The sequence below is a fragment of the Mycobacterium farcinogenes genome, assembly GCF_019739075.1.
GTDB classification, from domain to species: domain Bacteria; phylum Actinomycetota; class Actinomycetes; order Mycobacteriales; family Mycobacteriaceae; genus Mycobacterium; species Mycobacterium senegalense.
Window position 1 is genome coordinate 5,529,147 of sequence record NZ_CP081673.1, and the last position, 20,973, is coordinate 5,550,119.

Consider the following 20,973-nt stretch of genomic DNA (forward strand, 5'->3'; position numbering starts at 1 on the left):
GTCAGGACCTACGTGCCCTTGACGTTCATCACCTGACGGAGCTCATGCTCGACCTCGATCAGGCCGGCCGCGTCAGCCATCACGACGTCGATGTCCTTGTACGCGTCGGGAATCTCGTCGACCCACTGTTCCCCGTGCCGGTACTCGATGCCGTGCATCCGCCGCGCGAGGTCCTCGGCGGTGAAACGACGGCGTGCTTCGTTGCGCGAGAACCGGCGTCCGGCGCCGTGCGGGGCTGAGCACAGACCGGCCGGGTTGCCCTTGCCCCGCACTACATACGACCGCGTCCCCATGCTGCCGGGAATCAGGCCCAGCACGCCCGTGTGCGCATCGATGGCGCCTTTCGGGTCAACCACACCTCACGGCCCCCGTGGTGCTCCTTGCGGGTGTAGTTGTGGTGGGTGTTCACCCGCTCGACCTCGAAGTCACCGGCAGTCTGCGGCCGATCCAGCGGCGCATAGCCCATCCACGAGGCGAACACCCACATGTAGCGGTCCATCATCTCGGCGCGGTTCTCGAGCGCGAACCGCTGCGCCCAGTTGAGTTCCCGCAGATAGTTCGCGAATTCCGGCGTGCCCTGCGGCAGGTAGGCCAGATCGGGGTCGGGCAGCTCGATCCACCACCGCTTCATCAGTTTCTGCGCGATGCGGATGTGCTTCTGCGCGATCTTGTTTCCCACACCCCGTGAGCCCGAGTGCAAGAACAGCCACACCCGGTCGGCCTGGTCCAGGCACAGTTCGATGAAGTGGTTGCCGCCGCCGAGCGAGCCGAGCTGCTCGCGCCACTTGGGCGAGTGCGACAGGTCGATTTCGCCGTCCTTGGCCAGGTGCTCGAGATCGGCGATGCGGCCGTGCGTGAACGGGAATCGGGCCAGCGTGTCGTTGTAATTACCCGGCGACAGCGGAATCGCCGTCTCGATCGCCTTGCGCAGCGCCGTCAGGTCGCGACCCTGAAGGTCGGCGGCGGTGAACTCCGTGCGGGCAGCGATCATCCCGCAACCGATGTCGACACCGACCGCCGCCGGGATCACGGCGTCAATGGTGGGGATCACCGTGCCGACCGCTGAACCCTTGCCGCTGTGCGCATCTGGCATCAGTGCGACGTGGGGATGTACGAACGGCATCGAGGCGGTCTGCCTGGCCTGCTCGATGGTGTTGTCGTCGATGTGGCTGGCGAAGTTCACCAGCCTGTGGTCGGCGACCTGGCGCGCGGTCATGACTTCGATTCTCCCGACGCTGTCGAACGGTTTGTCGGTCGCGTTTGGCCCGATCGTGCCGGTCGACCGACCCACGGTGGGGCACAGCAATTTGCCAGATTTGACGGGAAACGGTACCTACGCGCCAGAATAGAGTTCGAGAAGCGAAGACGAGTCGGGACCCGGGGGGTCCGATGAAACTTGGATGGTACGTGTTCATGCACCGGCCTGACGGTGGCGTGATGCCGATCGCTGGATTCTGGCGCAAACGCGCCGCATTGCGGTGGATCGAGGAACACGCAGAAGGCGACCAGCACCTTGAGGTCCATCGGTTCGGCTGGTGGTCGGCTGATGCCGCCGGCCGGCGAACCGCAGCAGACCCCACGAGCGGCTGCCCGAGATCCGACAACCGCCGCTGAGGCGCCAACCTGTCGGCACTGAGCCCACGAAACCAAACAGGCCCCCTCGAAAGGGGGCCTGACTTGGGTGGCAGGTACAGGATTCGAACCTGTGTAGGCGTAAGCCGACGGATTTACAGTCCGCTCCCATTGGCCGCTCGGGCAACCTGCCTGGGTGGTGCGCCGCCCCGTTTCCGGTTTGGTGCGACTAGCAGGGTACAACGAGGATGTACCCAAGTTACAAACCGGCAGGATTTACCGAGGAAAGAGGAGGGGCGTCCAATGGCGGATTCCAGCTTCGACGTGGTCAGCAAGGTCGACCGTCAGGAGGTCGATAACGCGCTCAACCAGGCCGCCAAGGAACTGTCCACCCGGTTCGACTTCCGCGGCACCGACACCAGCATCGCCTGGAAGGGCGAAGAGGTGATCGAACTCACGTCCAGCACCGAGGAGCGCGTCAAGGCCGCGGTCGACGTGTTCAAGGAGAAGTTGGTGCGTCGCGACATCTCGATGAAGGCCTTTGACGCCGGCGAACCGCAGGCCAGCGGCAAGACCTACAAGGTGACCGGCGACATCAAGCAGGGCATCAGCAGCGAGCAGGCCAAGAAGATCACCAAGATCATTCGTGACGAGGGCCCCAAGGGCGTCAAGGCCCAGATCCAGGGCGAGGAGATCCGGGTCAGCAGCAAGAAGCGCGACGACCTGCAGGCCGTCATCGCGCTGCTCAAGGGTTCCGACCTGGACGTGGCGCTGCAGTTCGTCAACTACCGCTGAGTGTGTTGAGTCTGCGGTGAGGGCCGTAGCTTCTCCTAGATCTAGGCCCTCACCGCAGACTCGACGCGGTGTTGTGCGGTGTTATGCGGAGCGCGCCGACGCCACCGTGTAGCGGCTCGGCCGATGCGCCAGCCCGTAGTGCCCGCGCAGCGTCGTGGCGGTGTAGTCGGTGCGGAACAACCCGCGCCGTTGCAGGATCGGCACCACCTGCTCGACGAAATCTTCCAGGTCGTCGGCCACTTGCTCGGCCGTGCCGGCGAAGGTCCGGTGCCCGCGGCTACCGCCCAGTTTGGCGATCAGCTGCCGCACGGTCAGCGACTCACTGCCGGCCCAATGTGAAGAAGATCGCGAGATTTTCGAGGAATCTCGCGATCTTCTTCACATTGGGCGCAGAGGTCACAGGTACTCCGGCTTCAGCACCGGGGCGAGCGCCGAGAGGGGGATGTGGGCCTGCACGGTGCCGCCGTCCATCGACCACTGCATCCGGCCCGGGGTGAAATCGATCGGCGAGTCGCGACCGACGGGGTAGTCCGGCATGTAGAGGATCAACTCGTCGTGCGTCAGGGCCCAGGCCTTGTACCCGCCCGAGTACACCTTGTCGGGTGTCCAGCGGTCCGGGGTGAACGGATAGGTGCCGGGCTGGTGTGGCGGCGGCGCAGCGTCGAGGGCGGCCACGATGAACGGCTCGCCCAGGCGCGGGATCTCGGCCCGATGATCGACGCCCGCTTTGAACAGGTCGGCCAGCTGCAACTGCCGGCCACCGGCGAATGTGAAGGTGCGGTAGGCATCACTCACGATCGGCGCGTTCGGGTGGGAAAGGGCGTCGGTACCGAACGTGGCCGAGTACATCTCGTGGAATACGGCACTCACCGCGCCACCATGCTGAAAGATCTCGAACTGCTCTTCGCCGAAGCTGTCGGCGGCCATGTTCTGCGCGGCGTTGCGCCAGTTGTTCATCAGGTTGGTCAGGTACTGCCGGATGACGGGGTTCTCCACCAGATCGCCGGGCAGCGCCATCGTGATGTCGCGGACCGCTTTTCGATCCGAGGTCACCGACGTGCGGCAGGCCTGCCCGTCCCACTGCCCGGCCAGTTCGTCACAGAACGAGGCCGCCGACGCCGAGGCGATCGGGGCGGTCGTGATGGCAACAACCGCGCCGGCCGCCACGGCCGCCGCGCAGATCAGCTTGCCGATGCGCATCATAGGCCGCCTCAGGCGAGTTCCACTTTGCTTGCGCGCCATTGCCCGTCGACCTTCTCCATCGTCATCTTGATGCGGCTACGGTCGATCCGCGGGTCGGGAACGCTGGTGTTGGACACCGACTGGTCGACAAACAACAACACCACGACCTTGTCCTTGCTTGCCGACTGCACGGCCGACTCCACCACCACGCCATGCGCGGAGGCCTTGTTGTCGATCAGCAACTGGCGCAGCTGCATGCTCGACTGCGAGTACATGTCCTTGAACTCACCAGTGGCCCCTGCCAGTACCTGGTTGAAGTTCTCGTCGACCTTGTTGGAATCGATACTCGTCAGGATCTGGGCGTAACTCACCGCAGCATCCTGGGCCTGCTTGCCGGCCTGAGCCACCTGGTGGGCTTGCCATGCCTGCCATCCGAGGAAACCCGAAAGCGCCAAGACAGCGACGAACACCACCGCGAGGGCACCGATGAGCACCCGCCGGCCCCATCCCGGCTTCTCGGCCTCCGTCTCTTCATCAGCCGCTGACTCATCTTCGGCGTCCGTCTCGTCGGCATCCGTCTTGTCAGCGCCGGACTCGTCCTTGTCCTCGGTCTCCGACCCGGCCTCCGCGGTCTCCTCGACACCGATCGCGTCGTCGACGGTTTCGTTCTGCTCGTCGTCGGTCTTCTTGTCGGTAGTCACGGTCACCATCATCTCCTTCTGGTGAGGTTGGGCCGATCAGCGCGGCGGTTCGATCGGCAACGTCGGTCCACCGTACGGTGTCGGAATGGTGTAGCGACCCCGCGGTGTCGGGTCGGTGGTGCGCCCCAGATCAGCCCCCGGCGGTGGGCCCGCAGTATCGTCACCGGCCGGGCGCGGCGCGTTCTTGGCGCCACGGACCAGCACCCCGGGATGGTCATCGCGGCAATAGGTGTACATGTAGGGCTCGGGATAGTCGGCCGCCGACGGCGGTCGACGTGGTGTCCCGTAATCGCAGGTATACCGCGGGTAGAGATCGGCGGTCACCCAGAACCCGTTGTCGTGCATGGCACTGCCCAGAGCATCGAGCAGCGAGGTCCGGTAATCCGGGAACAACGCACGCAGTGCCGGCACCCGCAGGTACAGCAATTGTGATGTACTGGCCAGGCTTCCGAGCAGCTGCACCATGGTGTCGGAGTTGTCGGTGAACAGGTTGTCGACGGAATTCAAGGCGCCAGGCGTCTGATCGGTGAGACGACGGAAGCCCTCACGCATCTTGTTCACCCCGTCGAATGTCGAGCTGAGATTGTCCGAGGCCACCGCGATACCTGCGTTCTTGTCGGCGGCCAGGCCGAACACCACCCGGCCGTTGCGCAGCAGGCTGGAAGTCTCGGGCAACACCGAATCCAGCGTCGACAGCAGGAAAGTGCCGCCGTCGATGACATCGGCGAGCTTACCGGGACCGGCTTGGGACATGCTCAGTTCTCGGCGGATCACCTCGAGCTTGCCCACGTCGGCCTGGGCCAACGCACCGTCGGCGTCGGCGAGCAACTGTGCCAGGCTGACCGGCACCGTGGCCTTGCCCAATCCGATCACACTGCCGTCGGTGAGATACGGCCCGTCGGCCGTGTTCGCCGCGAAGTCGATGTACTGCTCACCGGCCGGGGACAACCCGGACACCCGCACATCGCTGGATTTCGGGATGGCGACCGCGGAATTCACGTTCACCACCGCGTGGACTCCGGTGGGCGTGATGTTCAGCCGTTCCACCCGCCCGATCCGCACACCGCGCAACGTGACGTCCTGATTGGGCAGCAGGCCGGCGGATTCCGGTAGCTCGATGGTGATGCGGTAGCTCGAGTCGAACGGCTCGACTCGCAACGCCCCGATCATCAGATAGGCACTGGCCACCACCAGGGTCAGCACCAGAGCGCCGGCCGACAACCAGGCCTTGCGGCGGTAGCCGAACCGGACCAGCCGGACCACGAGATCTGCCAACGAGTTGATCACCGTGGCACCTCTTCGGCGGGTGGCGGGGCTACCGGAGCCTCGGCCGGCGGGGCTTGAGGAGCACCTACCGGCGGTGCCGCGCCGGGTACCGGCGCGGGCACGATCTCACCGGGTTCGGTGGGGCTGGGAATCACCGGCGCCTGCGGCACCGACGGGCCGCGCCCGACCACGCGCTCCTGCAACCGCAACAACGAGTACTGAAGTGAGCCCACCAACTGATGCCAGTTGTAACGCTTGGGTCCGTGCAACCCTGAGTCGCCGGCGAACCCGATGTCGGGAATCGAACCAAGGATCAGCCGGTCAATGCTGGCCCGTGTCGACATCGCGCTACCTGCAGTCGCCTTCACGAACGGTGGCATCAGACGATTCAGCGCGTACAGGGACGCGTTGGGCGCCAGTGCCACGTCGTTCCACGCCCCGGCCACCGTGTTGGCGTCGGCGATCAGACTGCGGCCGCTCGTGTCGGTACCGGCGATGGAGGGAAACTTGCGAAGTTGCGTCGAGGTGTCGCCAATCTGGGAGATCAGGTCGGCGATCTGAGTGGTGTGCTCGGCCAGGGTGTCGGTGGCCGGACCGGCCGCGTCCAACAACTCACTGACGGTCTGGTTCTTGTCCTCGATCTGCTGCAGCAGACGAGACGTCTCGGTCATCGCGGTGGAGAGCTGGTCGGAACGCGCGTTGAGGGTGCCCAACGTGTGATTCGTCTTGGCGATCAGCGTGCCGAAAGCCTGGCCCTGGTCCCCGGTGGCCTTACCGAGGCCATTGATGATGTTGGTGAAGTTGCGCACCGCACCGCCGTTGACCAGGATTGCCGCTGAACCGAGCAGCGATTCGACGGTGGCCGCAGCCTTGGTCGCATCCAGGTCGATGGTGTCGCCGTCCTTGAGCAGCGGCACGTTGGAATCGACCGGGGTCGGCGGCCGAACCGAGACGAACACGTCGCCGAGCGGCGTCGCAGAGCGCAGTTCGGCGGTCGTGCCGCGGGGCAGCCGGACACCGTTCATGATGCGCAGTGTGGTTACCGCGGCGTAGTTGCTGGCCACCATCGACTCGACCTCACCCACGTCGGCACCGGCCAGCTTCACCTTGGCATTGGCCGGCAGGTTCAGGGCGTTGGAGAATACCGCGGTCACCCGGTACCCGCCCGAGCCGACGCCGGGGGCAGGCAATGGCAGGCTGGCCAGGCCTTCTGAAGCACACCCCGAGGCGGTCAGGCATGCCGTCATCACTACGGGCACAAGGGCTTTGCGCACAGATCCGATCATCGCTGCCCCATCGCTGCCATACCGTCGAGCATGTAGGTCAACCCGAAGTCCGGGCCGAAATCCTGCATTGTGCCGGTGCTGCAACCCAACTGCCTCAGGCCCATCATGTTGCAGATCTCCTTGACCGTCTGCGAGTCGACCAGAACCTTGTCCAGCAGAAGGTGTACCCGTGCCGCCCCATTCTTCTGGTCGACGATGTTGTAGAGGTTGTCCAACGTCATCGGGGCCACGTCGAGGAACTCGGCCACATCCCGCCGCTGGTCCACTGTCGTGGTCAGCGCGGTATTACCGTTCTGGACAATCTGTTTCACCTCGTCGCGATGGGTCTGCAACACCTCGCCCACCTGCGTGATCACCTCGTTGATCTTCTTGCCGGTGGTGCCACTGCCGAAGTTCTCATCGACTAGGATCTGGCTGAGTAGACGGATCGTCGAACCGAACTCCCGCAGCGTCGCATCATTGCGGGCCGTGGCGTCGAACAGGGAGCTCAAGTTGCGGACGATCGTGGTGAGCTGGTCCCGGCTCACGGCACCGCGATCAGCGCTGAGCCGCAATGCATCCGACAGCTCACCGAGGGCGTCCTTCATCTGCTGGCCGTTGCCGTCCGCGATCGCGGCGCTGGCGTTGACGACATCGGCGATCGGGCCGTTGCCCTTGCCGTCGCCCTTCAACGACGACGACAACTTGTCCAGCACGTCGAGTACCCGAGCGAACTCGACCGGGGTCTTGGTGCGGTTCAGTCCTATCGTGTCGTGATTCTGCACCCTCGGGCCACCGCGATACGGCGGTGTCAATTCGATCTGCCGGTCGGTGAGAATCGAATTGGAGATCGTCACCGCCTGCACATCAGCCGGTATCGCCACGTCTTTGTCCACGGTGAACTCGGCCTCGACGTAGTTGCCCTTGGGCGTGATCTTTGTGACACGGCCGACCTGCATTCCCAGAACGGCGACCGTGTTTCCCTCGTAAAGCCCTGCTGCACTGTCAAATTGGGCAGTCAGCGCGATGGTGTCGATCCGGTCCTTCAAATACCACCAACCGGCACCGGCCACCGCGGCCACCAGCACCGCGCCGGCCACCAGCAAGGCCAGGACCTTACTCTTGAACAAGGGCCTCATTTGCAGTCCTTCAGGTACTGGATCATGTTGAACTGCTTGGCTCGGCCGCTGATCGCGCACATCCAGGAATCGATCAGCAGGCCGTTGGACACGTTGAGGTCGGCGGCATTGCCGTTCCCCGTGGCGTTGGCGAGCCCCCGCAGGGCCACCGGGCCGGACTGCAGCACGCTGCGCAGCAGATCGTCGTGCTTGCCCAACATGTCCGACAGCTCCCGGAGATTGGTGAGGGTCTGCTCCAACTCCGGCCGATCGTCGATCACGATGCCGCTGAGCGTCTGAACCAGATTGGTCAGCGCCGCCAGCATGGCCTGGAACGATGCCCTGCGCATGACGAATTCACCGACCAGATCGTTGCCCTGGTCGACCAGGTTGCCGATGGTCGACTGCTGGCGGCGCAGGGTGTTGGCAACCACATCGGTGGTCTTCAGTAGCGAGCCCAGTTGATCGCGCCGGTCGGAGACGATGGTGGCCAGAGTGTGGGTGTTCTGCAGAGCCCGCGGCACCACCTCGGGCAGGCCGGACATCTGCTTGCCCAAGACGCCCAGGGATTGGGCGAACTTTTCAGAGTCGACCTGCTCGAAAGTGGTGGTCACGTCAGCCAATGCCTCCTGCAGGTCATAGGGCACCTCGGTGTGGTCGAGATCGAAGGTGTTGTCGGGCAACGATTCCGAACCTGCGGGCTGCAGCGCCAAGTAGCGCGAACCCAGAATGGTGGTGATCTTGATAACGGCCCGCGAGTCTTTGCCCAGCGGAATGTTCTTGCGCACCTTGAGCTTGGCCTCAACGTGGTCGCCGGCCAGCTTCATGTTGAGCACCTCCCCCACCGGAGTCCCGGCCACGGTGATCGGGTTGCCCGGCTTGAGCGCGGCGGCCTGCAGAAAATGCGCGGTGTACTTGCGGTAACCGATGTCCGCCACCTTGACGATCAGCATCGCCCCGATCAGCGCGGACACCACACCAATCGCGATGACCCCCAGCCACATCCGGCTGTAACCGTCCAGCGGTCTACGCCGCTTCTTCATTTTCTCAGCCATTGGCCAAATTCCTGCATCTCGGGCTGTAGGTGGCCTTGTTCCCGGGTGTTGCCGCGTCCACGATGATGGGTGTCACGTCGTTGAGTCCGGGGAAGAATCCCGTCGCGTTCAGGTCGCACCCGTAGGTGTTGGCGTAGGCCCCCTCGTTGGTGAGCCGGGCGAATCCCTTGAGCAGCAGCGGCAGGTTGGCTCCGGTGAACGCCAACTGGGGTTCGATCCCCACCATGTGCGCGGCGAAACCGGGTTCGCGCGTGACCAACTGGTTCAGCGGTGGATAGACCTCGTCGCTGATCGTGGAAAGTTGGCGCACCACCCGCGAGATGGACCCGAGAGAGTCCACCATCTCGGGTCGGCGGGCGTCGAAGGTGGAAACCATGCCCCGGGTCTGGGTAATCACCTCGTCCAGGCTGTCATTGTGCTGAGCCAGGTTCTTGGCCACCGCGTTCAGATTGTTGATCACCTCACCGAGTTCCTGGTCCCGGCCGGCGAAGGAATCGGTCAGCTGCGCGGTCTGGTCGACGAGCGCGACGATGGAGGCGTTGTCGCCCTGCAGCGACGCGATCACACCTTTGGTGAGGTTGTCGGCATCGCGCGGGTTGAGCACGCTGAACAGCGGTTCGTAGCCGTTGAGCAGGGTGCCGACGTCGAACGACGGATCGGTCTGTTCGACCGGGATGACGCTGCCCGCCGGAAGCGGGCCCGCGTCACCGATCTTGCCCAGCGACAGGCCGAGATAACGCTGCCCGACGATGTTCTGGTAGGTCACCGAGGCGGCGGTCCGGCCGTACATGGGCTGGTTGTCCTGCACCACGAACGACACCTTGGCCAGCGCGCCCTGCAGTTCGATCTTCTCGACCCGGCCGACCCGCACCCCGGCCATCCGGACATCGTCACCCTCACGCAAGCCGAACACGTCGGAGAACAAGGCGGCGTACGGGACGGTCTTGCCTGCCACGTCGCGCCGCAGCGTCACGTAGACCAGCCAGGTCAGGCCCAGCGCCACCACCATGAACAGTGAGAGGCCGATCATTGCACCGCGGTACTTCATCGGCCTTCCTCTCCAGGAACAGGTTGTGCGGCAGCGGGTGCGGCCTCGGCAGGCAGCAGCGGACCGGCCGGAGCCGGGGCGGCACCCGGAGGGGGAGCCGATCCGGGTACCGAAGCCGCCGGGGGCGCGCCCGCCGGTCGAGGCGCCACCGGAGCGACCGGCGACAGCGGCACGGGTGGGGGCGGCGTCGGCATCAGCGCGGGATTCGCCGTGCCCGGCACCGGCCCGGACGGCGGCATCCACGACGGCAGCGGCGGATTCGGGTCGGCCAGGTTGGGGTTCGGGTTGACCAGCGGCGGCCCGACCGCCACGAGATTGCCATTCGGACCCACGACTGTCCCGGCCGGCGGCACCAGGTCGGCAGGCGGCTGATAATTCTGCGGCAGCAACACGTCCGGCAGCGCCGGCCGCGTGGGGACCAGCGGGGCGGTGAAGCAACTCGGCCCCTTGAGCCCGGAGTACTGGGGGCAGTCGGCGCGGGTGTAGCTGTAACTCGGGGTGAACGACAGGTTGATCCGCATGTTGGCGAAGTCGTGCTCAGGCATCCAGACGTTGTCCATGAACTTGCCCGAGAGCTGATTCAGCTTGACGAAGGCCGGCACCCAGTTGTTGGAGGTGTCGGCCAGCACACCCAACACCGGCGTCAGGTTCGCGGTGGTCTTGACCAGTTGGTCGGTGTGGTTGTCCAGCGCCGTGTGCGTGGTGCCCACGGTGTTGATCCCGCCGTTGAGCATCGTGTTCAGCTGTGAACGTTGCTCGACCAGGGTCTGCATCGGCTGCACCGCCTTGTGCAGGGCGTCGAGCAGATCGGGCGCGGTCTGCTGCAGCCCCCGAGTGGCATCGATCAGCGCCGAGACGGTGGTCGAGTCGGGTTCGGTGGCCACCACCGCATCGAGCTGATCGATCAGCCGATTCAATTGCGCTCCGCTGGTGAGCAATTCGTTGCGCCGGTTCTCGGTCGCGGCGTTCACCGCGGCCAGGATGCCCACGGTCTTGTCCTCGCGCCCACGTCCGGTGGCGGCCAGCACGTCGCGCAGCTTGCTGATCGTGGTCTGGAACAACACCGTGGGAAGTTCGGTGTCCTCGGGGATCTGCGCCCCGGCGGCGATTGGCGCGCTTGCCGTCCCGCCGGGGTCGACCAGTTGCACCGAGGACACCGCGAAGACATTGCTGGGCACCACGCGCGCGGTCACGGTCTTGGGGATGGACGCCGCATATTCGGGTTTGAGGTCGATGTGCACGAAGTTGGGATCGCCGTTGGCGGCCGGGACGACGTCGTCGACCATCCCGACGAGCACGCCGTGGTACTTGACGTCGGACCGCTGGGGCAGACCGTCACCGACGTTGACCAGCGCGGCCACCACCGGTACCCGGGCGTCGAGCCGGCCGGTTGCCTTCACCAACAGGAACGTCGAGACCAGTGCTGCCACAACGAGTACGGCGGCTCCGCAGCCGAGCAGCTGACGATCGGAGGGACCCCGCCCGTCGGTATCCAGCGCGTTACCCATCTAGCCGCCGAACCTCGCTCCCGAATCGACCGTCCACAGCGCCATGGTGAGCAACATGTTGACGATGATCACCACGGTGATGCTGGCCCGCATCGCATGACCGGCCGCGACACCCACACCCACCGGGCCGCCAGAGGCATAGAACCCGTAGTAGCACTGCACGGTCGAGGCGATCCACACGAAGATGACCGCCTTGAGCACCGAGTAGAGGATGTCCTGCCCGGACAGCATGAGGCTGAAGTAATGCAGATAGGACCCGCTCGAGCCGCCGCTGATCATGTACACGACCACCTGGGTGGTCAGGTAGCTCACCGCCAGGCAGAGGGCGTAGAGCGGGATCACCGCGACCACCGCGGCCATCAGCCGGGTGGTGACCAGATACGGAATCGGGCGGATCGCGATGGAATCGAGCGCATCGATCTCCTCGGCGATCCGCATCGACCCCAGCTGTGCGGTGAACCGGCAGCCGGCCTGGGTCGCGAAGGCCAGTGAGGCAGCGATCGGCGCCAGTTCGCGCGTGTTGACCAGAGACGAGATGATGCCGGTGGCCGGGCCGAGACCGAGCAGATCGAGGAAGTTGTAGCCCTCGATGCCGACGAGGGCGCCGACCGTGACACCCAGCACCACGGCCACCCCGACGGTTCCGCCACCGACCACGAGTGAGCCGTTGCCCCAGGCGATGTCGGATAGCAGCCGGACGAATTCTCCGCGGTAGTGACGCAGCGCGATGGGCACGGCCGTCAGCGCCCGGACGAAGAACACCATCATGTGGCCCAACCGCATCACCGGCTGGGACACCCGCTTGTACAGCCGCACCCATGGTGCGAGCAGTGGTGGGACGAACGTAGAGGCCGTCATGTCACAGCCCGACCCGGGGGAACAACATGATGTAGAGCTGGCTGATCGCCACGTTGACCACCATCAGTAACAGAATCGATTCGACCACCGCCGCGTTCACGGAGTTCGCGACGCCCGTCGGGCCGCCTTTGGTGGACAATCCCTTCTGGCACGACACCACGGCCACGATGGCGCCGAAGATCACCGCCTTGACCAGAGCCACGATCATGTCGCCGGTGGTGGCGAACGAGGCGAAGGTTGCCACGAAGCTGCCGGGGGCGCCGTTCTGGAAGTAGACGTTGAACAGGAAGCTCGCCAGGAATCCGACGAAGCACACCACACCGGTGAGCGCGACGCCGATCATGATGGCGGCGACGAAGCGCGGCACCACCAACCGCTGGATCACCGAAACACCCATGACCTCCATGGCATCGGTTTCCTCACGCATGGTGCGCGAACCCAGGTCGGCGGTGATCGCCGATCCGACCGCGGCGGCCATGAGAACGGCTGCCACCAGCGATGCGGCCTGCCGGATCACGGCCAGGCCGCTGGCCGCCCCGGCCAGCGATGTCGCGCCGACCTGCCCGGCCAGCAAGGCGAACTGGATCGAGAGGGTGACACCGATCGGCAGGGCCACCAGCACGGTGGGCAGCACGGCCGTACCGGCCATGAAGGCGCCCTGGCGGATGAATTCCTGCCACTGGAAGCGTCCTGTCACCAGGTCGAAGAAGAGAATCTGGATGGTCCGGACTCCGAGGACGAACTGGTCGCCGACCGTGGTGAGTGACGCCAGAGGATGGCGCCTGGCATAGCCGGTGGCCCAGTTCTCGATGGCGTCGATTCCCCGTTCCGCCTCGGTCCCCTCAGCCACACGCTCGGGCGGTGCCGTCATCCTCTCTCATTAAGCAGCAGAACGAACACAGTGCAATCCCTCCCCAGGCCGAGATATGGCCACCGCCGGCCGGATAACTCGCAGTGGTTGGCACTGTAACGTCGGCGCTCATGCTCCGTCAATGTTTTGCCGAATTATCATTCACTTAGCGAGGTTGGCTCATCAATCTCCGGCAAATCAGTCGCCGTCCGCCGGCACGCCGCGCCCGTCACGCCGCCGTACGGTGGTGACGTTTTCACTTCGTGGATCACCTGTAAATGCAGCGCATTCAGCCTCCAGGGGACCGGCCGTCCCATTGACACCGGCGTAAGGGACACGCCCGACCAGTCAGGGATTCGCGCCCGCGGCACGAACTCACCACGGAATCAGTACCCGGGACGCACGTTAACTTTGCCAATCGTGCCGAACTCGTCGGAAAAGTTGCCACGATTTTGCCGACGGGTGGCACCGCGGTACCTGGTGAGCTGTTGCGCCGAAGTCTACTGACTACAGTCGATGTCAGTCGAGTTTCGACCGATCTCGCAGCGGCGTCCGGCGTCGCCGCCGGCTTCCACAGGCCGCGTCGGCCGGCAACGGGCCCGAGGTGACCCAGTTCGACAACTTGGGCTCAGCAACGGCCTCGCGGCAATACTCTGATCGCCATGGCACCCGCGCAACGAGAACCCAACGTCGTCGTCCTCGGCGGAGGATCCTGGGGCACCACCGTCGCCTCGATCTGCGCTCGGCGCGGCCCCACCCTGCAATGGGTGCGGTCGGAGGAGACCGCCAAGGACATCAACGAGAACCACCGCAACTCGCGTTATCTGGGGAACGAAGTGGCGCTCCCCGAAAGCCTCAAGGCCACAAACGATTTCAGCGAGGCCGCCAACTGCGCCGATGTGATCGTGATGGGCGTGCCGTCCCACGGCTTCCGCGGGGTGCTCACCGAGCTGGCCCGCGAGCTGCGACCGTGGGTGCCGGTGGTGTCCCTGGTCAAGGGCCTGGAACAGGGCACCAACCGGCGGATGAGCGAGATCGTCGACGAGGTGCTGCCCGGGCACCCGGCCGGCATCCTGGCCGGACCCAACATCGCCCGCGAGGTCGCCGAGGGCTACGCCGCCGCGGCCGTGCTGGCCATGCCCGACCAACACCTCGCGGCCAATATCGCAACCTTGTTCCGCACCAGGCGGTTTCGCACCTACACCACCGACGATGTGATCGGTGTGGAGATGGCCGGGGCGCTCAAGAACGTCTACGCCATCGCCGTCGGCATGGGCTATTCACTGGGAATCGGGGAGAACACCCGCGCCATGGTGATGGCCCGGGCGGTGCGAGAGATGGCCAAACTCGGCGAAGCGATGGGCGGGCACCGCGACACCTTCGCCGGCCTGGCCGGCATGGGAGACCTCATCGTCACCTGCACCAGCCAGCGCAGTCGTAACCGTCACGTCGGCGAGCAATTGGGCGCGGGCAAGAAGATCGACGAGATCATCGCGTCGATGAATCAGGTCGCCGAGGGCGTCAAGGCTGCGAGCGTGATCATGGAGTTCGCCGACAAATACGGGCTGAACATGCCCATCGCCCGCGAGGTCGACCGGGTGATCAACCACAGCAGCACGGTCGAAGACGCCTATCGCGGCTTGTTGGTGGAAAAGCCGGGCCACGAGGTGCACGGCTCCGGGTTCTGAGCCTTCGCGTTGAGCTATGCGCCGAGCGTGACGCCAAGGTCGCTATCTGTCGGCGGCAACGACCCCTGTGTCACTTTCGCCGAACTGTGATCGCGAAGATCGGCTGAGCGACAGCCGATCTCAGCCGATCTGGAAGGTGGGCTTGAAGTCCGATTCCTGCTCACCGATGACGAAGCTGCCCGCCGGGCCGATCACGAAACCGGACTGGTTGCGGCCGTCGATGCACGACGTCGTCACACCGTCGGTGCCGCAGCTGATCGTCTGATAGCTGATCCGCGAATTCGGCGGCAACGGCTTGGGATTGTCGACGACGGCGAACACCGGGGCCGGCGAGCTGGCGAACCCGGGGACCCCGGGCCCGCCGCTGACCAGGTTGGCGCCGTTGGGCGCGGCCGGGATCGGGCCACTGCAGCCGTAACCGCCGCTGCGCTGCAGCACGCAGGTGATCCCCTCGGGGACGCTGAACGCGTACCAGTTGTTGTCCATCACCGCGTATTCAGAGGTCTTGACCGGTGGATACGCGTTGACATTGGGGAGGGCCGGCGCCGGTTCCGGCTCGGCGGCCGCCACCGGCGGCACACTCATCACCGCCGCCCCCGCGGCGCTCACCAGGCCAATCACCACTCTGCTCAGCACGTCGCCACACTAACCCGGGGCGTTGGTGTGGTCCACCGCTGCGGGGCGGGCTACTTACCCTGGCCGCAGGCGAGGTCGACGTAGACCGTGGTGTAGCGGACCCGCTCCTCGGTGTTGCCGCGCGGGGCGGCCTTGAGTTCGGTGATGTCGCGGCCAGGACGGACGGCCTTGACGTTGCAGTCGCTGATCGACCCGCTGCCGACCCGGGACAGGATGACGCGGTAGCCCTCGTCCTCCAATTGCTTGATCGTCTGCTGCGCCGACCCGGTGCCACCCGGCGCCGCCGCGGCCGGTCCGGCCACCGCCAGCGCACCTACGGCCAAACCGGTTCCGATCGCGGCGATGACACTATTCCTGACGGAGTTCCCCATTGAACTACCTGCCTTCCTTGCTGATTGATTTCAGCCTATGCACCTAATTCAGCCAGGTCCATCGACTCATGTTGAACGCATACAAATGGCCGCATATGAATGGCCGCACATTGGGAACTCAGGCCGGATTCATATGTTTCGAATACCCGGCGACCGCGTCGGGGGCAGCCTCGCCTGCCAGCGGGATACGCACAGTAAACACTGTTTCACCAGGCTTCGAGGCCACCGCCACGGTCCCGTTGTGCGCCTCGACGATCGACGCCACGATGGCCAGCCCCAGCCCGGTACTGCCCAATTCTCGCGACCGCGATTTATCGGCCCGGACAAATCTACCGAAAAGATTCGGCAACAATTCGGCATCAATTCCCGGCCCGTCGTCGGTAACCGTTAATTCCGCGAATTCATCACCTTTGGTGAGCGCAATTGCGACGGTCACTCCGGGCGGCGTATGTATGCGGGCATTTGTCAACAAATTGCTGACCACTTGGTGCAGCCGGGCCAGATCGCCGCGCACCCACAGCGGATCGTCGGGCAACTCGGCCACCCAGTGATGCTCGGGCGCGCCCACCGCCACGTCGTTGACCGCGTCGACCACCAGATCGCTCAGGTCGATGTCGTCGGTCTCCAGGTCCTGCCCCTCACTCAACCGCGACAACAACAGCAGGTCACTGACCAGGCCCGTCATCCGTCGCGCTTCGGCTTCGATGCGCGCCAGCGCGTATTCGGTGGTCGGCGGCAGCGTTGCGCTGTCCTGCCGGGTCAGCTCGGCATATCCCTGGATCGCGGCCAGCGGGGTACGCAGCTCATGGCTGGCATCGGTGAGGAACTGCCGGGTGCGCCGGTCGGACTCGGCCAGCGCAGCCAGCGCGCTGTCGACGTTGGCCAGCAGCTGGTTGAGTGTTTCCCCTACCAGGCCGACCTCGGTGTCCGGATCGGTATCGGTGTCCCGCACCCGCGTCGTGATCCGGTGATCGCCACCGTCCAAGGGCAGTTTCGCCACCTTGGCCGCGGTCGCCGCCACCCGGCTCAACGGCCGCAGTGCGTAGCGGACCACCGCGACGGTGCCCAAGGCGGTGACGATCAGGGCGATGACGATCATCACCCCGACGGTCACCGTTTTGCGGGCGATCACCAGGTTGGCGCTGTCCAGCGACACCCCAGAAACCAGCACGTCACCGTTTTCCGCAGGCTGGCTGGCCAACCGGTAGGAGCCCAGCACCGGAAGCTTCACCGTGCGGGGACGCTCGTCGGTCCAGCTGTACTGGTCGAGTGCCCGAGTCACCGCCGCCGGCGCCGGGTGCGGCTCACCGTCGGAGAACACCGCCGACTGCATCACCACACCGTCGTGCAGCACCGCGATCAGGTTGCCCGGGGCCTGCCCGACGAACGCCGTGAGCGCCTCGGTGTCTGCCGCGAGCTCGTGCTCGTCGCGACTCTCCCGCCATTTCTCGTGGGAATGACTGAAGGCGGCCAACGACCGCGACACCTCGGTATCGCTCATCGTCGTCACGTACGTGTGCAGGCTGTATATCGACAACGCGCCGACCGCGAACAGCACCACCGTGACGATCGCACTGACACCCAGCACCAATTTCCGGCGCAGCGAGCGCGGCCCCCAGCGTCTGGGCGGCATCAGCCGGTCACGACGCCGGCCGCAGCATGTACCCAACGCCGCGCACGGTGTGGATCATCGGCTCGCGGTCGGTGTCGACCTTCTTGCGCAGGTAGGAGATGTACAGGTCGACGATGCTCGACTTTCCGCCGAACCCGTAATTCCACACCCGGTCGAGAATCTCGGCCCGGCTCAACGCCCGGCGCGGGTTGCGCATCAGGTAGCGCAACAACTCGAACTCGGTCACCGTGAGGTTGATCGGCTCACCGGCCCGGGTGACCTCCCGGCTGGCCCCGTCGAGCACCATGTCGCCGACCTTGAGGGTCTCGTCGGCCGGCGGTGTGGTGTGGCTCGACCGGCGCAGCAACCCCCGCAGCCGGGCCACCAGCTCCTCGAGGCTGAACGGTTTGGTCATGTAGTCGTCGGCGCCGGCGGTCAGGCCGGAGACCCGATCCAACACAGAATCCCTGGCGGTCAGGAACAGCGTGGGCGTGTAGCCGTCGGCTTCCCGCACCCGTTGCAGAATCTGCAGGCCGTCGATGTCGGGCAGCATGATGTCGAGCACCACGACGTCGGGCTCGATCTCGTCGAACTTTGCTACCGCGTCGTGGCCGTTGTGCGCCACGTCGACTTCCCAGCCTTCGTAGTGCAGAGCCATCTTGACGAGGTTGGTCAGCGCCGGCTCGTCGTCAACCAGCAACACTCGGATTGCTGATCCGTCGGTGCGGTGAATCTTCGGCAACTGTCCGAGGATGGCCTGGCGGGGTTGCTGGGCGCGGGGGGAAACGGACATCGTCGTCATGCCTCCATTGTGCGGAGTACACAGAGTGTTGTCACGGAGTTCATATGGACTTCTAAGGGAATGCCGTATCTATGAGTTTTCTATGATGCACGTCACGTTTCTGACCTGTGGTGATCCAGCTCAAACGTCTTGCGATACATACAGTTTCAAACGAGTAGATGAACAATTGGTGCTGCCCAATGCCATTTCCTGAATGATTCTCCCTGCACACCAGGGATATTCGCGGGGACGGACACTTCACCGAAACATTTGGGTTCCCTATGCGTGGTCGAATCTTCCTTGCGCCTGCTCACAGCGATAAATACTCTCGCCCACAGCAATTGGGTAATACCCAGCTACAGGTGAGCCATAAGTCGACTTGTGTCGCACTGCGCTCCAACACCTTTCGCAGTTGTTCCCCGACAACGGCGTCAATAACTTTGCGCGGGCCGCAACGAGGCGAGCCCGCGCATCACCGATTCCAGACGGAGGCGCGCCATGCAGCAAACCAACCAACTCGCAGAACGGGCGAGATCCGTTCTGCGATACGACCTACCGGCGTCACTGGTGGTGTTCCTGGTCGCCCTGCCCCTGTCACTGGGCATCGCCGTGGCCTCGGGGGCACCGGTACTGGCCGGCATCATCGCCGCCATCGTCGGCGGCATCATCGCAGGTGCCCTGGGCGGATCGCCCCTTCAGGTGAGCGGGCCCGCCGCCGGACTGACCGTGATCGTCGCCGGCTTGATATCACAGTTCGGCTGGGCGGTGACCTGCGCCATCACCGTGTGCGCCGGCGTGCTGCAGGTGTTGTTCGGGCTCAGCCGAGTCGCGCGCGCCGCGCTGGCCATCTCCCCCGTCGTCGTGCACGCGATGCTCGCCGGCATCGGCATCACCATCGCACTGCAGCAGATCCACGTGCTGCTGGGCGGCAGCTCCAACAGCTCGGCCTGGGCCAACGTCGTCGAACTGCCCGGTCAGCTGATCAACGCCCACGGGCACGGGGTCGTACTGGGTGCGCTGGTGATCGCCATCCTGGTGGGGTGGCGCTGGGCACCCAAGGCCGTCAAGAAGGTGCCCGGTCCGCTGGTCGCCATCGTCGGCGTCACGGCCCTGTCCCTGCTGGCACCGTTCGCCGACGTCAGCCGCATCCAGATCAACGGCTCGCTGCTGGACGCGTTGGCCCTGCCCAGCCTGCCCGAGGGCAACTGGGGCGCATTTGCCACCGGCGTGCTGACCGTGGCCCTGATCGCCAGCGTCGAGAGCCTGCTGTCGGCGGTGTCGGTGGACCGCATGCACACCGGCCCGCGCACCAACTTCGACCGCGAGATGATCGGGCAGGGCACGGCCAACATGGTCTCGGGCGCCGTCGGCGGTCTGCCCGTCACCGGTGTGATCGTGCGCAGCTCCACCAACGTGGCCGCCGGCGCCCGCACCCGGGCGGCGGCCATCATGCACGGGGTGTGGATCCTGGTGTTCGCCGTGCCGTTCGCCGGACTGGCCCAGATGATCCCGACTGCCGCCCTGGCCGGCCTGCTCATCGTCATCGGTTGCCAGTTGGTCAAGCGGGCCCACATCGAAACCGCGCGACGCACAGGCGATTTCGCGGTGTACGCGGTGACGGTGACCGGCGTGGTGTTCCTCAACCTGCTCGAAGGTGTGCTGATCGGCCTGGCGCTGGCGGTCGCCCTGACCGTCTGGCGGGTGGTGCGGACCAACATCGTCGCCGAACCCACCGGCGAGGACACCTGGCGCGTCGCCATCGAAGGCTCCTGCACGTTCCTGTCCCTGCCGACCCTCACCAGCGCGCTGGCGCGCGTGCCGTCCGGCACGACGGTGACAGTCGAGCTGTCGGTCGACTTCATCGACCACGCCGCCCACGAGACCATCGAAGAGTGGCAGCGCCAGCACGTGGCCACCGGTGGCGCGGTCGACATTCACGACGTGGGTGCGGTCGAGATGGCCAGTGCCGTCGCCGGCCCGCCGATGCGTGGCTTCACGCCGTTCGACAAGCGCTCCGGCGTGGTTCCGTGGAGCTCCTGGCAGCGCGAGGAGTCGGCTTCGGTGCTGCACGGCCTGGCCGCCTACCACCGCCGTACCGCCCCGGTGCTGCGCCCGCACATGCAGGAGCTGGTTGATGCGCAGCGGCCCGAGACCCTGTTCTTGACCTGCGCTGATTCGCGGGTGGTGCCCAACGTCATCACCAGCAGCGGGCCCGGCGACCTGTTCACGGTGCGCAACGTCGGCAACATGGTGCCCGCGGGCCAGGCCGACGCCTCCATCGAAGCGGCCATCGCGTTCGCGGTCGACAAGCTCGATGTCTCCTCGATCGTGGTGTGCGGACATTCCAGCTGCGGCGCGATGACCGCCATGCTGGGCAAGACCGACGTCGGCGACAAACATCTGGAATCCTGGCTGGCGCACGGCGATACGTCTCTGGAGGCGTTCGATGAGGGTCGTCACCCGGTGGCGCTCTCGGCGGCCGAGGCCGGCTTCGGCACGGTGGATCAGCTGTCGATGGTCAACATCGCCGTTCAGGTGCAGACCCTGCAGGCGCACCCGGTGGCGCGGCGGGTCAACGTGATCGGCCTGTTCTACGACATCGCCAGCGCCGGCGTGCTGCGTGTGACGCCGACCCACATTGAAACCCTGGCCGACGCGGCATAACCC

18 protein-coding genes, 1 tRNA gene and 2 pseudogenes are annotated in these 20,973 nt (G+C 65.4%); 4 read left to right on the forward strand and 17 right to left on the reverse strand.

The window, feature by feature from the left end; genetic code table 11:
* Positions 1-8: 8 nt before the first annotated feature.
* Positions 9-1,216, reverse strand: a pseudogene (locus K6L26_RS26305) (RtcB family protein).
* A 173-nt stretch (positions 1,217-1,389) separates the two neighbouring features.
* Here K6L26_RS26305 and K6L26_RS26310 point away from each other — a divergent pair.
* Entirely contained in the window at positions 1,390-1,614 is a 225-nt protein-coding gene (locus K6L26_RS26310; RefSeq protein WP_070186374.1) for a hypothetical protein, read from the forward strand.
* A 68-nt stretch (positions 1,615-1,682) separates the two neighbouring features.
* On the opposite strand, the gene K6L26_RS26315 is transcribed toward K6L26_RS26310, so the two are convergent.
* Positions 1,683-1,765: transfer RNA gene (locus tag K6L26_RS26315), tRNA-Tyr, on the reverse strand.
* Between the two features lie 110 nt (positions 1,766-1,875).
* Between K6L26_RS26315 and K6L26_RS26320 the strand changes: the two genes are divergently transcribed.
* A complete protein-coding gene (locus K6L26_RS26320) occupies positions 1,876-2,367 on the forward strand; it encodes a YajQ family cyclic di-GMP-binding protein (RefSeq protein ID WP_070186373.1) in 492 nt (163 codons plus the stop codon).
* Between the two features lie 81 nt (positions 2,368-2,448).
* Here K6L26_RS26320 and K6L26_RS26325 read toward each other — a convergent pair.
* The 11 genes and pseudogenes from K6L26_RS26325 to K6L26_RS26375 all read right to left on the reverse strand — a co-directional run.
* A pseudogene (locus K6L26_RS26325) lies at positions 2,449-2,697 on the reverse strand (LLM class flavin-dependent oxidoreductase); the annotation flags it as partial.
* Between the two features lie 66 nt (positions 2,698-2,763).
* Positions 2,764-3,567, reverse strand: coding sequence for a DUF3298 domain-containing protein (locus K6L26_RS26330; protein WP_070946793.1), 804 nt, complete (start codon positions 3,565-3,567; stop codon positions 2,764-2,766).
* Between the two features lie 11 nt (positions 3,568-3,578).
* A complete protein-coding gene (locus K6L26_RS26335) occupies positions 3,579-4,262 on the reverse strand; it encodes an Rv1363c family protein (RefSeq protein WP_070946776.1) in 684 nt (227 codons plus the stop codon).
* A 24-nt stretch (positions 4,263-4,286) separates the two neighbouring features.
* On the reverse strand, positions 4,287-5,537 hold the full coding sequence (locus tag K6L26_RS26340) for an MlaD family protein (protein WP_070946777.1): 1,251 nt from the start codon (positions 5,535-5,537) through the stop codon (positions 4,287-4,289).
* Complete coding sequence (locus tag K6L26_RS26345) at positions 5,534-6,802, reverse strand: MCE family protein (RefSeq protein WP_070946778.1); 1,269 nt, start codon at positions 6,800-6,802, stop codon at positions 5,534-5,536. Before K6L26_RS26345 ends, K6L26_RS26340 begins: the two co-directional genes overlap by 4 nt.
* Entirely contained in the window at positions 6,799-7,920 is a 1,122-nt protein-coding gene (locus K6L26_RS26350) for an MCE family protein (protein ID WP_070946779.1), read from the reverse strand. Before K6L26_RS26350 ends, K6L26_RS26345 begins: the two co-directional genes overlap by 4 nt.
* Complete coding sequence (locus K6L26_RS26355) at positions 7,917-8,954, reverse strand: MCE family protein (protein WP_070946780.1); 1,038 nt, start codon at positions 8,952-8,954, stop codon at positions 7,917-7,919. The genes K6L26_RS26350 and K6L26_RS26355 overlap by 4 nt, the downstream gene beginning before the upstream one ends.
* Positions 8,947-10,002 carry an MCE family protein gene (locus tag K6L26_RS26360; protein WP_070946781.1) on the reverse strand — a complete coding sequence of 352 codons (1,056 nt, stop codon included), beginning with the start codon at positions 10,000-10,002 and terminating at the stop codon, positions 8,947-8,949. The genes K6L26_RS26355 and K6L26_RS26360 overlap by 8 nt, the downstream gene beginning before the upstream one ends.
* Positions 9,999-11,510 carry an MlaD family protein gene (locus K6L26_RS26365; protein WP_070946782.1) on the reverse strand — a complete coding sequence of 504 codons (1,512 nt, stop codon included), beginning with the start codon at positions 11,508-11,510 and terminating at the stop codon, positions 9,999-10,001. The genes K6L26_RS26360 and K6L26_RS26365 overlap by 4 nt, the downstream gene beginning before the upstream one ends.
* Positions 11,511-12,368, reverse strand: coding sequence for an ABC transporter permease (locus K6L26_RS26370; protein ID WP_070946783.1), 858 nt, complete (start codon positions 12,366-12,368; stop codon positions 11,511-11,513).
* 1 nt (position 12,369) lies between these two features.
* On the reverse strand, positions 12,370-13,239 hold the full coding sequence (locus tag K6L26_RS26375; protein WP_070187069.1) for an MlaE family ABC transporter permease: 870 nt from the start codon (positions 13,237-13,239) through the stop codon (positions 12,370-12,372).
* 641 nt (positions 13,240-13,880) lie between these two features.
* Between K6L26_RS26375 and K6L26_RS26380 the strand changes: the two genes are divergently transcribed.
* A complete protein-coding gene (locus K6L26_RS26380; RefSeq protein ID WP_070187068.1) occupies positions 13,881-14,906 on the forward strand; it encodes an NAD(P)H-dependent glycerol-3-phosphate dehydrogenase in 1,026 nt (341 codons plus the stop codon).
* A 120-nt stretch (positions 14,907-15,026) separates the two neighbouring features.
* Here K6L26_RS26380 and K6L26_RS26385 read toward each other — a convergent pair whose 3' ends face one another.
* From K6L26_RS26385 to K6L26_RS26400, 4 genes are all read right to left on the reverse strand, one after another.
* Positions 15,027-15,542 (reverse strand): hypothetical protein, encoded by a 516-nt coding sequence (locus K6L26_RS26385; RefSeq protein ID WP_070187067.1) that lies wholly within the window; start codon positions 15,540-15,542, stop codon positions 15,027-15,029.
* Positions 15,543-15,592: 50 nt separating this feature from the next.
* On the reverse strand, positions 15,593-15,913 hold the full coding sequence (locus tag K6L26_RS26390; protein ID WP_221852071.1) for a hypothetical protein: 321 nt from the start codon (positions 15,911-15,913) through the stop codon (positions 15,593-15,595).
* 118 nt (positions 15,914-16,031) lie between these two features.
* Positions 16,032-17,546: a sensor histidine kinase gene (locus K6L26_RS26395; protein ID WP_221852073.1), complete on the reverse strand. Its 1,515-nt coding sequence runs from the start codon at positions 17,544-17,546 to the stop codon at positions 16,032-16,034.
* 7 nt (positions 17,547-17,553) lie between these two features.
* On the reverse strand, positions 17,554-18,327 hold the full coding sequence (locus K6L26_RS26400; RefSeq protein ID WP_070187064.1) for a response regulator transcription factor: 774 nt from the start codon (positions 18,325-18,327) through the stop codon (positions 17,554-17,556).
* 477 nt (positions 18,328-18,804) lie between these two features.
* Between K6L26_RS26400 and K6L26_RS26405 the strand changes: the two genes are divergently transcribed.
* On the forward strand, positions 18,805-20,970 hold the full coding sequence (locus tag K6L26_RS26405; RefSeq protein WP_221852075.1) for a SulP family inorganic anion transporter: 2,166 nt from the start codon (positions 18,805-18,807) through the stop codon (positions 20,968-20,970).
* The last annotated feature ends 3 nt before the right edge of the window (positions 20,971-20,973 follow it).

Excerpts from the sequence above, each read along its gene's own strand:
- K6L26_RS26350 (WP_070946779.1), bottom strand. The coding sequence starts at position 7,920 with ATGAGGCCCTTGTTCAAGAGTAAGGTCCTGGCCTTGCTGGTGGCCGGC.
- K6L26_RS26375 (WP_070187069.1), bottom strand. The coding sequence starts at position 13,239 with ATGACGGCACCGCCCGAGCGTGTGGCTGAGGGGACCGAGGCGGAACGG.
- K6L26_RS26360 (WP_070946781.1), bottom strand. The coding sequence starts at position 10,002 with ATGAAGTACCGCGGTGCAATGATCGGCCTCTCACTGTTCATGGTGGTG.
- K6L26_RS26395 (WP_221852073.1), bottom strand. The coding sequence starts at position 17,546 with ATGCCGCCCAGACGCTGGGGGCCGCGCTCGCTGCGCCGGAAATTGGTG.
- K6L26_RS26335 (WP_070946776.1), bottom strand. The coding sequence starts at position 4,262 with ATGATGGTGACCGTGACTACCGACAAGAAGACCGACGACGAGCAGAAC.
- K6L26_RS26330 (WP_070946793.1), bottom strand. The coding sequence starts at position 3,567 with ATGCGCATCGGCAAGCTGATCTGCGCGGCGGCCGTGGCGGCCGGCGCG.
- K6L26_RS26370 (WP_070946783.1), bottom strand. The coding sequence starts at position 12,368 with ATGACGGCCTCTACGTTCGTCCCACCACTGCTCGCACCATGGGTGCGG.
- K6L26_RS26380 (WP_070187068.1), top strand. The coding sequence starts at position 13,881 with ATGGCACCCGCGCAACGAGAACCCAACGTCGTCGTCCTCGGCGGAGGA.
- K6L26_RS26365 (WP_070946782.1), bottom strand. The coding sequence starts at position 11,510 with ATGGGTAACGCGCTGGATACCGACGGGCGGGGTCCCTCCGATCGTCAG.
- K6L26_RS26310 (WP_070186374.1), top strand. The coding sequence starts at position 1,390 with ATGAAACTTGGATGGTACGTGTTCATGCACCGGCCTGACGGTGGCGTG.
- K6L26_RS26400 (WP_070187064.1), bottom strand. The coding sequence starts at position 18,327 with ATGACGACGATGTCCGTTTCCCCCCGCGCCCAGCAACCCCGCCAGGCC.
- K6L26_RS26355 (WP_070946780.1), bottom strand. The coding sequence starts at position 8,954 with ATGGCTGAGAAAATGAAGAAGCGGCGTAGACCGCTGGACGGTTACAGC.
- K6L26_RS26405 (WP_221852075.1), top strand. The coding sequence starts at position 18,805 with ATGCAGCAAACCAACCAACTCGCAGAACGGGCGAGATCCGTTCTGCGA.
- K6L26_RS26345 (WP_070946778.1), bottom strand. The coding sequence starts at position 6,802 with ATGATCGGATCTGTGCGCAAAGCCCTTGTGCCCGTAGTGATGACGGCA.
- K6L26_RS26390 (WP_221852071.1), bottom strand. The coding sequence starts at position 15,913 with ATGGGGAACTCCGTCAGGAATAGTGTCATCGCCGCGATCGGAACCGGT.
- K6L26_RS26320 (WP_070186373.1), top strand. The coding sequence starts at position 1,876 with ATGGCGGATTCCAGCTTCGACGTGGTCAGCAAGGTCGACCGTCAGGAG.